Genomic DNA, 11,652 nt, shown 5'->3' with positions numbered 1-11,652 from the left:
TCTCCTCAGGCCTTCGGCTCGGTGTCGGCAGGTTTCGGCGCGCTGGCCAGGGCCTGGAGCAGGGCCGGGTCCTTGATGGCCTTGAGGATGATGTCCTCGGCGCCGGTCTTGCCGTCCATGTAGGTCAGCAGGTTGGCCAGCTGGGTGCGGGCCTCGAGCAGCTGGTTCAGGGCATCGACCTTGCGCGCCACGGCGGCGGGGCTGAAGTCGTCCATGCTCTCGAAGGTGATGTCCAGGCTAAGGTTGCCTTCACCGGTCAGCTCGTTGGGCACGTTGAACGCCACGCGGGGCTTCATGGCCTTCAGGCGCGAGTCGAAGTTGTCGACGTCGATCTCCAGGAACTTGCGGTCGGCCACGGCCGGCAGTGGCTCGGCGGGCTTGCCGGCGAGGTCCGAGAGCACGCCCATGACGAAGGGCAGCTGGACCTTCTTCTCGGCGCCGTACAGCTCGACGTCGTATTCGATCTGCACTCGCGGCGCACGGTTGCGCGCGATGAATTTCTGGGAGCTGTCTTTCGCCACGTTGTTCCTCCTGGTCGCCGGTACGGCGGCTCTGTTTGTTGCGGGCGTCGGTGTTTAGGCGGCCGGAACGACGTCAGTCGTGTTCCGGGCCACGCAGGTTCTCGAATTGCGACATGCCATCGGGGATCAGGTCGCGGACTATGGTCGCGAAGTCGGCGTCGACCAGCTTCTTCGCCCGGCGCAGCAGCACCGGCAGCGGGCTGGAGGGCTCGTGGCGGGCGTAGTACTGGAGCACACGCTCGAGGCTCTGCAGCACGTCATCGCGGCTGTTCACCTCGCCGGGGCGCGCCGCGACAGCCGCGGCACGTGGCGCGGCGACGGCGGGCTGCGGGTCGTCATTGGCGCCGGGCGCCGTCACTTCGTCCATGCTCGCGCTGACCGGCGCCGAGCCTTCCGGGCTGTAGTCGGTCAGCACCTGCTGGACCTGGCGCAGCGGCTGGCGCAGGGCGGACAGGTCGACGCCGCTGGCCGAGCCGACCTGGTCGTTGACCCGGCTCTCGATGGTGTCCAGGGCTTCGCGGGCCAGTTGCAGGGCCTGGCGGCATTGCGCGAGCTGCTCGGGGTCGGCGTCGCGCAGGGCGGCGGCCAGTTCCTCGGCGCTCAACTGCTCGCTGGCGAAGTGCTGCACGCCCGCCGCATGCAGGGCGGCACGCAGGGTGACCGGGCCGAAGGTGCGCGAACGCACCAGCACGGCGTCGCGCAGCAGGGCGATGTTGGTGTCGCAGGTGAGTCCGGCCAGGGCGTTGACGCGCACGGTAGGGTCGTTGTCGTCGGCGGCGTCCAGCTGCGGGTGCAGGTGCAGCCAGTATTCGCCCAGCAGATCGCGGATCAGTTCGAGGCTCGCGGCCAGGCCCGGCAGGCCGTGCAGGGCCAGGTTGGCCTGGACCAGAAAGTGGGTGATGCGCAGGTCCTTGCTGCGTTGCAGCAGGCCTGTGCAGGACTGTTCGATGGCGCGCCACTGCGGCGGTTCGGCCGGCTGCACGGCGTCGCCCATCACACGCTCGGGGCGGCCCTGGGCATCACGTTCCAGTTGCAGGAAATCGGCATCGTATTCGAGGTCGTCGCCGCACGGAAAGTCTGCGGAAACAGCGGCGAGCAGCTGCGGTGAGTTCACCAGAAATCGATCTCCATATCGGCCCTTGGTGAGGGCGTCGTTTGCGCCAAGTTGCAAATGTGAAATGGCGCACAAACTTGTCAAAGAATGCGAAGTTGATATCACTGTGATATCACTTTGGCACTCTTAAGTTGCGCATTTATGGTTTATTTCCAAATTGCTGTCAAGGTAAGCTACGCGCCGCGAAGGGCGACTGTGAACCAGTTGGCAGGTATTCGTGTCCATTGGTCAGGTGCCATCAAAGTGCCTTGCCGATAGGGTTTAATACGACCTTTCCGGGAAGCGAATTTCGGTGTGAGGCCCAGTACTTACAAGGGTTTAGCCGGAAAGCGGGGTCGGGCTCGCGAATCCACTCAAATGGATGTGTGAGTGTTTCATATATATGCAAGGAGGCGTGATGGCACTTTGCCTGACCATTACCAGTTATCACAAGATCACCCCTGGGCAATGCCCGGAGAAGTTGCTGGAAAACGGTGCCATCAGCGTAGGTCGTGCGGCGGATAATGACTGGGTACTTCCCGATCCGGAACGCCTTGTTTCTTCGAAACATTGTGTGATCCAGTTCAAGGATGGCCGCTATTACTTGACCGATAACAGCACCAACGGCGTGGAACTGGTGCATGCCGGTATTCGCCTGCGTCGCGGTAACAGCGAGCCGCTGATGGATGGCGAAGTTATTCGAATTGGCGATTACGAAATCCAGGCGCGCATCGACGCAGGCCTGTCGATTCCGCTCGCCGGGCAGCCGCAAGCCCACAGTTTCGAAGCCCTGATGGCCAACCAGGTGGCCGCCCCGAGCGCGCCCATCGTCGGCGCGCCGGCCGCATTCCTGCAGGGGGCGTCGAGCCACGATACCCTGCCGGACCTGTTCGACTTTCTTGGCCCATCCACTGTGCCTCCGGTCAGCCAGCCGGATCATGTCCCCGCCCAGCAGCATGACTTCCGTCCGCCCACGCCAGTGGCGCCGCCGCCTGCGCCAGTGCCGGCCGCCATGCCCGCCGCGCCGGGCATGATCCCCGATGACTGGAACCTGCTCGACGAAACCCCCGTCGTTGCCCCCCAGCCTGCGCCTGTCATCGCGCCGCCCCTGCCAGAGCCGGTGATACCGGCTGCACCCGTCGCCATGCCCCCGGCACCGCCAGTCGCTGTGCCTGCGCCCGACCCGGTTGGCGCCGGCGATGCCTTGCTGCAGGCCTTCCTGCGTGGCGCGGGCATCGAGCACCTGCGCATCGACGCGGCCGATGCCGCCGCGCAGATGGAGGCGGTCGGGCGCAGCTACCGCCTGATGGTCGAGGGTCTGATCGACGTGCTGCGCGCACGCAGCAGCCTGAAGGGCGAGTTCCGCATGCAGCAGACCACCATCGCCCCGGTGCGCAACAACCCGCTGAAGTTCGCCCCCAACGCCGACGAAGCGCTGTTGCTGCTACTGCGCGAGGGCAACCAGGCGTTCATGGCCCCGGACCAGGCGGTGCGCGACAGTTTCGACGACCTGCGCGCCCACCAGCTGGCGGTGATGGCGGGGGTCGAGGCGGCCATCAAACACCTGCTCGAGCGCTTCGAGCCGGCCCGCCTGGAGCAGCGCCTGGCGCCCGCCGCCGGGCTGGCCAAGCTGTTCGGCGGTTCGCGCCAGGCCCACTGCTGGCAGCAGTTCACCGAGCTCTACAGCCAGATTTCCCGGGAAGCCGAAGACGACTTCCAGGACCTGTTCGGTCGCGAGTTCAGTCGCGCCTACGAGGCCCATAGTCAACGCATTCAACGCTCCTGAGGCCAACGCCCGGAGCACAGGAAGAACACAGGACGTCATGAGGACGAGGATGAGTGCAACGAGACTGATCGCAGCCCTGGCCATGGTGCTGCTCAGTGCCTGCAGCAAGGACAGCCCGGTCGAGCCCGCCGTTACCGACGCGGCGCCGGCGGCCACGGGTATCACCCTGTACTTCAGTGCCGCGGCCGGGCTCAACCCGGGCGCTGGTGGCACGCCCGCGCCGGTGCGGGTACGCATCTACGAGTTGAAGAACAGCGCCGCCTTCGCCCGCGCCGACTATTTCGCCCTGGCCGAGCGTGCCCAGGCCACCCTGGCCGCCGACCTGATCGACCAGGACGAGGTCCTGCTCCAGCCCGGCGAGCAACTGCGCCTTGAGCGTCCGCTCGACCCGGCCACGCGCCAGGTCGGCCTGGTGGTCGGCTACCGCGAGGTCGACCAGGCCCAGTGGCGCAGCGTGCTGCCGGTGCCGCCTCGTGACTATCAGATCAGCCTCGATGTGCGCGCCGTGCGCAGCGCCGTGGCCACCCCACAACCTGAGCCTGCCCGCTAGGCAATCGGAGAACCCATGTCCTGGAACAATCGCGTGGTCTGGTCGGAAGGGATGTTCATCACCACCCAGCACTTCCAGCAGCACGACCGCTACCTGGAAAATTTCGTCGACGCCCGCAACCGGCCCCTCAGCGCCGCCGCCTGGGGTTTTTCCGAGCTGTTGGTCGACCAGGGCCTGCTGGCCCAGGGCAAGCTGGCGATCCTCAGCGCCCGTGGCCTGTTGCCGGACGGCACGCCGTTCGATATCCCGCGTGACGACCTGCCGCCTGCGCCGCTGGAGATTCCCGACGACCTGCGCAACGGCGTGATCTACCTGGGCCTGCCGCTCAAGCGCGCCGGTGCCCGCGATACCGTCGACGACGGTGAAATACCTGATGGTGCGCGCTATGTCAGCCGTATCAGCGAAGTCCGCGACGACAACGCCCCGTTCGAGAACCGCGCGCCGTTGGCCCTGGGCAGCCGCGCCCTGCGCCTGCTGCGCGCCGAGGACGGCCTGAGCGACTATGCCGCGCTGGGCGTGGTGCGCATCCGGGAGAAGCGCGCCGACCGCGCCCTGGTGCTGGATGACGGTTACATCCCGCCGCTGCTCGATGTGACCGCCAGCAACCTGCTGTCGGGGTTCCGTGGCGAACTGCTTGGCCTGCTGCACCAGCGCGGCGAGGCTTTGGCCGGGCGCGTGGTGGCTTCGGCCAACGGCGGTGCCTCGGAGATCGCCGACTTCATGCTGCTGCAACTGGTCAACCGCGCCCAGCCGCTGGTCGAGCACCTCAACCAGCTGACGCCGCTGCACCCCGAGCGGCTGTACAGCGAGCTGGTGGCCCTGGCCGGCGAGTTCGCCACCTTCACCCGTGAAGGTCGCCGCCCCGAGGCCTACCCGGTGTACCAGCACGACGACCTGGCGGCCACCTTCGCCCCGGTGCTGGCCGCCCTGCGCGAGGCCCTGTCGATGCTGATCGACAGCAAGGCCGTGGCCATCCCGCTGGTCGAGAAGGCCTACGGCATCCATGTCGGCATGCTGGCCGACCGCAGCCTGCTCGACAGCGCCAGCTTCGTCCTGGTGGTGCGCGCCGACGTGCCCAGCGAGACCCTGCGCAGCCGCTTCGGCCAGCAGAGCAAAATCGGCGCGGTGGAGCACATCCGCGACCTGGTCAACCTGCAGCTGCCAGGCATCGGCCTGCTGCCGTTGCCGGTGGCGCCACGGCAGATTCCGTTCCATGCCGGTTCCACCTACTTCGAACTCGACCGGGGGAGCGAGCACTGGAAGCAGCTGCAGCATTCCGGTGGTTTCGCCTTTTACGTCGCCGGCGAGTTCCCCGGCCTGAACCTGGCCTTCTGGGCGATTCGGGGATAACGCGATGGCGTTCGATCATGTCGCAACCTCGTGGGAGCGGGCTTGCCCCGCGATGCAAGCGACGCATTGCCTGGCACCGGCTGCGCCGGTGATCGCGAGGCAAGCTCGCTCCCACGCTGAACCTACCCGCTATCCAAGGACCGGAGACTAAGCCGCGATGCAATCGGACGATCCGTTGGCCAATGACCGCACCCAGTTCATGCCGCGCCCCGGTGGCCGAGGCCCGCAACCGGCCGCGCCCGGACCTGCGCAGGCGGCGCCGCCGCCACCGCTGAACGTGCCGGCCGAACCACTGGCGCCGGGCCAGGCGGCGGGCCTGAACCCGCTGGAGCAGGCTGCCGGCCCGCTGCTGGCGCTGCTCACCCGCCTGCGCAACACCATCGCCCACCCGGCGCCGGCCAGCCTGCGAGCGCAGCTGCTGGCCTACCTGCGCCAGTTCGAGGAGCGCGCCGAGGCCGCCGGGGTCGCGCGCAACGAGGTGCTGCTGGCGCGCTACGCGCTGTGCACCGCGCTCGATGAAGCAGTGCTCAGCACGCCATGGGGCAGCGCCAGCGACTGGGGCAAGCAGAGCCTGCTGATCACCGTGCACAACGAGGCCTGGGGCGGCGAGAAGGTGTTCCAGCTGATGGAGCACTGCCTGCAGAGTCCGCGTGAGCGCCTGCACCTGCTGGAGCTGTTGTACCTGTGCACCAGCCTCGGTTTCGAAGGCCGCTACCGGGTGATGAACGGTGGCCGAGCCCAGCTCGAGGCCCTGCGCGAGCGCACCGCCGCGACCATCCGCAGCGCCCGTGGCGACATCGAGCGCGAGCTTTCGCCGCACTGGCGTGGCGTCACCGTGACCCGTGACCGCCTGGCGCAGTTCGTGCCGCCCTGGGTCGGCCTGGCCCTGGCCCTCGCGCTGCTGTTGCTGGTGCTGTTCGGTCTGCGCCTGAAGCTGGCCGCTGACGCCGAACCGGTGTTCCGTGGCATCCATGCCCTGGGCGAGATCCCGGTGCAGGCCATGGACCGCCCGGTGGTGCAGCCAAAGCCTGTCGAGCGCCCGCGTCTGGCCGGTTTCCTGGCCGAGGACATCAAGGCCGGCCGGGTCGCCGTGGAGGATGCGGTGGACCGCTCGGTGGTGACCATCCGCGGCGACGAGCTGTTCGCCTCGGCCAGCGCCAGCATCAAGGGTGACTTCGAACCGCTCATGCTGCGCATTGCCGAAGCCGTCGCCAAGGTCAAGGGCAACGTCAAGGTCACCGGCCACAGCGACAACCAGCGCATCGCCACGCTGCGCTTCCCGTCCAACTGGGCGTTGTCCCAGGCCCGTGCCGAGGAGGTGAAGAACCTGCTCGCCGCCCGCACCGGCCAGCCCGGGCGTTTCAGCGCCCAGGGCCTGAGCGACACCGAGCCGCTGGCGTCGAACGACAGCGCGCAGGGCCGGGCGAAGAATCGCCGGGTTGAAATCACCGTTCTGGCGGAGGGCGTCGAGTGAAGGCGTTTTTCAGTTTTGTCATTCGCTGGGTGGTCCCGGTGCTGGGCCTGCTCGCCCTCAGCCTGATCATCTGGTTCCTTGGTCCGCTGCTCGATGCGCTGGTGCCGGTCGCGCCGCGCCTGGTGCTGATCGTCCTGCTGTTCGCGGTGTGGATTGCCTACCGCGTGTGGCGCATCGTCCAGGCCCGGCGCCAGGCGGCCAAGGTGATGCAGAGCCTGGCTGCCGAGACCGCGCCTGACCCTGCCGGCGTTGCCACCGCCGAAGAGCTGGCGACCCTGCGCCAGCGCATGGACGAGGCCTTGGTGCTGCTGAAGAAGGCGCGTCTGGGCGGTGACGAGCGACGCAACCTGTACGAGCTGCCGTGGTACGTGATCATCGGCCCGCCCGGCTCGGGCAAGACTACCGCGCTGGTCAACTCCGGCCTGCACTTCCCGTTGGCGGCGCAACTGGGCGAGGGCGCCATTCGTGGCGTGGGCGGCACACGCAACTGCGACTGGTGGTTCACCGACCAGGCCGTGCTGCTGGACACCGCCGGCCGCTACACCACCCAGGACAGCCATGCCCAGGTGGACAAGGCGGCCTGGCTGGGCTTTCTCGACCTGCTCAAGACCCAGCGTTCGCGCCGGCCCATCGACGGCGCCTTCATCGCCATCAGCCTGTCCGACCTGCTGCTGGGCAGCGACGCCGAGCGCGCCGCCCACGCGGCGGCGATCCGCACCCGCATCCAGGAGCTGTACAGCCAGCTGGGCGTGCGTTTCCCGATCTACCTGATGCTGACCAAGCTCGACCTGGTGCCGGGCTTCATGGAGTTCTTCGACAACCTGAGCAAGGAAGAGCGGGCCCAGGTGTGGGGCATGACCTTCCCCCTGGATGACGGCCAGCACGGCGATGGCCCGCTGGCCCAGTTCGGCAGCGAGTTCGCCTTGCTCGAGCAGCGCCTCAACCAGCGTCTGGTCGAACGCCTGCAGCAGGAACGCGACCCGGCGCGGCGCGACCTGGTCTACGGTTTCGTCCAGCAGTTCGCCGCCTTGCGCGGCAACCTCAAGACCTTCCTTGATGGCATCTTCAAGCCCAACGCCTTCGAAGCGCGCGCCCTGCTGCGCGGCGTGTACTTCACCAGCGGCACCCAGGAAGGCAGCCCCATCGACCGCCTGATCGGCAGCATGGCCCAGAGCATGGGCCTGGACCGTGCCCACCTGGCGCGGCAGAACGGCACCGGGCGCAGCTATTTCATCGAGAAGCTGTTCAGCGCCGTGGCCTTCGCCGAGCGTGGGCTGGTCGGCAGCAACCCCAAGGTCGAGCAGCGGCGCAAGTGGATCGCCCGCGGCGCCTTGGCCCTGAGCGTGGCCCTGGTGCTGGTGGTCGGCACCTTGTGGACCCTGAGCTATCGCGCCAACCAGCAGTACATCGCTGAAGTCGATGGCCGTCTCAAACCACTGGGCAAGAGTGTCCAGGAGCTGAGCCCGGCCCAGCGCAACGTGGTCGACGTATTGCCGTTGCTCAACGGCGTGCGCCGCCTGGCCGAGGATCCGCCCGGCTGGGCCGAGGGCCTGGGGTTGTACCAGGGCGACATGCTCGAAGGCGAGTCGGACAGCGTCTACCGCAAGCTGCTGATCGCCATCTTCGCCCCGCGCCTGGTTACCCGCATCGAGGAGCAGCTGTACGCCGGCGGCCCGTCCGACTATCTCTACGAGGGGCTCAAGGCCTACCTGATGCTGGCCGACGGCGAACACTACGACGCCGAGTTCATCAAGGCCTGGGTCACCCTCGACTGGGAGCGCAGCCTGCCCCGCGACCTCGCTCCGGACCTGCGCCAGGCCCTGGAGCAGCACCTGGCGGCGCTGTTCGACAAGCGCCCGCCCAATGCCCGTCTTGACCAGCGCCTGATCGACGACACCCGTCGCCAGCTGCAGCAGCTGCCGGTGGCCCAGCGCGTCTACGATCGGGTCAAGCGCCAGAAGCTGCCGGCCGGGGTCGGCGACTTCCGGGTCAGCGACGCCGCCGGTCGCGACGCCGCGCTGGTGTTCCGCTTCAAGAACGGCAAGCCGCTGAGCGAGCCGCTGCCGGGTATCTTCACCGTCGAGGGCTACCGCAAGGCGTTCCTCGCCGCCAGCCTGGCCCACAGTGAGACCCTGGCCGAGGAGCGCTGGGTGCTGGGCCGTGAGGCCAGCGAATCGGGCGATGCCAAGCGCCTGGCCGACGATGTGCTGCAGCTGTACTACCAGGACTATATCCGTCATTGGGATGCGCTGTTGGCGGACCTGGACTTCGTGCCGATCACCAGCGTCGGCCAAGCCGCCGACGTGCTGCGGGTGCTGTCCGGGCCGACCTCGCCGATGAAGAAACTGCTGCAGGCGGTCGCCAAGGAGACCAACCTGGCGCAGCCGACCACCCTCGACAAGGTCCAGGCCAAGGCCGAGCAGGCCGGTGTCGACCAGCTGCGCCAGCGCCTCGGCGGCCTGCTCGGCGATGCGCCGCTGCCCAGCGACAACCCGGCTGCCCGTGAGGTCGACCCGGTGACCGCGCACTTCGCCGAACTGGCTGCGCTGGTGGAAACCGGCGAAGGGCAGCCTGCGGCCATCGACGGCCTGCTCACCGACCTCAACGCCCTGTACGTGCAGGTCAGTGCCATGGTCGGCGCCAGCGGCGACGCGCTGCTGGGCGAGGCCAAGAACCAGGCCCAGGCCGCCGCGCAGCGTGTCGCCCTGGGCGCCGCGCGCCAGCCCAAGGTGGTGCAGAACCTGGTGGGCTCGGTGCTCGGCTCGACCCACAACATCGTCATGGGCGGCGTGCGCAACCAGCTCAACGCCGCCTGGACCAGCGAAGTGGTGAACGTCTACCGCCAGTCCCTCAGCGGCCGTTATCCGCTGGTGGCTGGCAGCGCGCGGGACGCCACCCTGGAGGACTTCGGCCTGTTCTTCGGCGTCGGCGGGGTGATGGACAACTACTTCCGCAAGTACCTGCAACCCTACGTCAACACCTCGAGCACGCCGTGGAGCTGGCAACCGGGCGCGGCGCAGAAACTGGGGATCAACAGCAACGTGCTGTACACCTTCCAGCGCGCGGCGAGCATCCGCGATGCGTTCTTCCGCAACAGCAACGGTGTGCAGCCGGGCGTGCGTTTCGAGCTCAAGCCGGTGGCGATGGATGCGACCATCACCCAGTTCCTACTTGACCTCGATGGCCAGCAGGTCAGCTACGACCACGGACCGAGCCGGCCGGTGGCGTTGCAGTGGCCGAACCCCAACAGCATCGGCGTGGTGCGCCTGTCGATCTCGCCGCCCTCGGCCACCGGACGTTCCGGCCTGACCGTGGAAGGCCCCTGGGCCTGGTTCCGCCTGCTCGACCAGTCCGACCTGGTGGCCGGCAGCTCGCCGGAACGCTTCAACCTGCGCCTGCGCGTCGATGGCGCCAGCGTGTCCTACGAGCTGCGCGCCAGCAGCGCCTTCAACCCGTTCCGCAGCCGAGTGCTCAGCGGTTTCAGCCTGCCGGAGCACTTGTGAACGACGTGGGTTTCTACGGAAAACTGGCCAGCCGCGGCGACTTCGTCAGCCGCGGCCTTCCAAACAGCTTCATCCAGCCCTGGGACCAGTGGCTGGCGGCGGGGATGCAGGCCAGCCAGCAGGCGCTGGGCGAGCGTTGGCTCGAGGCCTACCTGGTCAGCCCCTTGTGGCGATTCGCCCTGGCGCCGGGGTTGTGCGGGCCCGAGGCGGTCATTGGTGTGCTGATGCCGAGCATCGACCGGGTCGGGCGGTATTTTCCGCTGACCGTGGCCCAGGTGCTGGAGCCGGAGCAGCCGTTGGCGCCTGTGGTGGCCGGGGCCGAGGAGTGGTTTGAGGCGGTCGAGGTGGCATTGCTGGCGACGCTTGAGCCTGGGGCGGCCTTTGAGGGTTTTGAGGCTGCTTTGCAGCCTTTTCGCGGCGCGAGGCCGCTCCTACAGGGACCGCGTGTGACTGTCGGTGGGGTGCAGCGGTTGGATGCGACCACGCCGCAGGGGCGTGCGCTGGCGTTGGCCGAATGCGCCTGTGAGGGCATGAGCCTTTGGTGGGGCAGGGGTTCCGAACGTATCGCCCCGGGGTTGATGCGCTGCGCGGGTCTGCCCCGCAGCGAGGATTTCGCCGGGTTTCTACTGGGTAGCGAGGCGCGGACCGAATGACCGACATGCAGTACACAGCGGCCAGCTACAGCCATGTCGGCATGGTGCGCAAGATCAACGAGGACGCTTGCCTGGAGTTGACCTGGGCTGGCCTGTGGGCGGTGGCCGACGGCATGGGCGGCCATGCGGCGGGCGACTATGTCAGCAGCCTGGCCATGGACAGCCTGCGCAGCCTGCCGATGCTCGACTCGCTCGACGACTTCAGCGGCGAGGTGCGCGATGGCCTGGCCTGGGTCAACGGCATCGTGCGCGAGGAAACCGTGCGCCGCGGCGTGGCAATGATGGGCAGCACGGTGGTGGTGCTGGCGGCGCGTGGCGACCAGGCCATTGGCCTGTGGGCCGGCGACAGTCGCCTGTACCGCCTGCGCGATGGCCGCATCGAGCGCCTCAGCCATGACCACAGCTACGTCCAGGAGCTGCAGGACAGCGGCCTGCTCAACGAGGCCGAGGCGCGGGTGCACCCGCGCGGCAACATCGTCACCCGCGCCATCGGCGTCGAGGACGACCTCGACCTGCAGGCCGTGGCCCTGCAGGTGCGGCCCGGCGACACCTACCTGCTGTGCAGCGATGGCCTGAACAAGACCGCCGAGGACCACGAGATCGCCGAAGTGCTCGGCCACGCCGACCCTTACGAGGTGGTCCGCAGCCTAGTGCACCTGGGGCTGACCCGTGGCGCGCCGGACAACATCACCGCTGTGGTCGTCAAGGTGAACTGAAGACAA

The 11,652-nt window shown here is 68.0% G+C and carries 9 protein-coding genes; 7 read left to right on the top strand and 2 right to left on the bottom strand.

Features of this window, described 5'->3' with window-relative positions; genetic code table 11:
* Positions 1-5: 5 nt before the first annotated feature.
* Both tssB and tssA read right to left on the bottom strand, forming a co-directional pair.
* Positions 6-521, bottom strand: a complete 516-nt coding sequence (gene tssB / locus ACZ899_RS18225) for a type VI secretion system contractile sheath small subunit (protein WP_023632506.1) — start codon at positions 519-521, stop codon at positions 6-8.
* A 73-nt stretch (positions 522-594) separates the two neighbouring features.
* A complete protein-coding gene (gene tssA, locus ACZ899_RS18220; protein ID WP_234561215.1) occupies positions 595-1,635 on the bottom strand; it encodes a type VI secretion system protein TssA in 1,041 nt (346 codons plus the stop codon).
* 397 nt (positions 1,636-2,032) lie between these two features.
* Between tssA and tagH the strand changes: the two genes are divergently transcribed.
* The 7 genes from tagH to ACZ899_RS18185 all read left to right on the top strand — a co-directional run bounded on the left by tagH (position 2,033) and on the right by ACZ899_RS18185 (position 11,646).
* Positions 2,033-3,400: a type VI secretion system-associated FHA domain protein TagH gene (tagH, locus tag ACZ899_RS18215; RefSeq protein WP_234561214.1), complete on the top strand. Its 1,368-nt coding sequence runs from the start codon at positions 2,033-2,035 to the stop codon at positions 3,398-3,400.
* 49 nt (positions 3,401-3,449) lie between these two features.
* On the top strand, positions 3,450-3,950 hold the full coding sequence (gene tssJ / locus ACZ899_RS18210) for a type VI secretion system lipoprotein TssJ (RefSeq protein ID WP_186712079.1): 501 nt from the start codon (positions 3,450-3,452) through the stop codon (positions 3,948-3,950).
* A gap of 15 nt (positions 3,951-3,965) precedes the next feature.
* Complete coding sequence (tssK, locus tag ACZ899_RS18205) at positions 3,966-5,300, top strand: type VI secretion system baseplate subunit TssK (RefSeq protein WP_234561213.1); 1,335 nt, start codon at positions 3,966-3,968, stop codon at positions 5,298-5,300.
* A 157-nt stretch (positions 5,301-5,457) separates the two neighbouring features.
* Positions 5,458-6,774: a DotU family type VI secretion system protein gene (locus ACZ899_RS18200; RefSeq protein WP_050703372.1), complete on the top strand. Its 1,317-nt coding sequence runs from the start codon at positions 5,458-5,460 to the stop codon at positions 6,772-6,774.
* The gene (gene tssM, locus ACZ899_RS18195; RefSeq protein ID WP_234561212.1) at positions 6,771-10,277 is read left to right on the top strand and encodes a type VI secretion system membrane subunit TssM; all 3,507 of its coding nucleotides are present in this window, start codon (positions 6,771-6,773) and stop codon (positions 10,275-10,277) included. The genes ACZ899_RS18200 and tssM overlap by 4 nt, the downstream gene beginning before the upstream one ends.
* Positions 10,274-10,930 carry a type VI secretion system-associated protein TagF gene (tagF, locus tag ACZ899_RS18190; protein WP_232854856.1) on the top strand — a complete coding sequence of 219 codons (657 nt, stop codon included), beginning with the start codon at positions 10,274-10,276 and terminating at the stop codon, positions 10,928-10,930. Before tssM ends, tagF begins: the two co-directional genes overlap by 4 nt.
* Entirely contained in the window at positions 10,927-11,646 is a 720-nt protein-coding gene (locus tag ACZ899_RS18185) for a PP2C family protein-serine/threonine phosphatase (protein WP_050703375.1), read from the top strand. Before tagF ends, ACZ899_RS18185 begins: the two co-directional genes overlap by 4 nt.
* The last annotated feature ends 6 nt before the right edge of the window (positions 11,647-11,652 follow it).

It is taken from the genome of Pseudomonas sp. TE31087 (assembly GCF_057284075.1).
This window is presented reverse-complemented; position numbering and strand designations above follow the sequence as displayed.

Coding starts and splice junctions, on each gene's coding strand:
- tagH (WP_234561214.1), top strand. CDS start 2,033: ATGGCACTTTGCCTGACCATTACCAGTTATCACAAGATCACCCCTGGG.
- tssJ (WP_186712079.1), top strand. CDS start 3,450: ATGAGTGCAACGAGACTGATCGCAGCCCTGGCCATGGTGCTGCTCAGT.
- tssK (WP_234561213.1), top strand. CDS start 3,966: ATGTCCTGGAACAATCGCGTGGTCTGGTCGGAAGGGATGTTCATCACC.
- ACZ899_RS18200 (WP_050703372.1), top strand. CDS start 5,458: ATGCAATCGGACGATCCGTTGGCCAATGACCGCACCCAGTTCATGCCG.
- ACZ899_RS18185 (WP_050703375.1), top strand. CDS start 10,927: ATGACCGACATGCAGTACACAGCGGCCAGCTACAGCCATGTCGGCATG.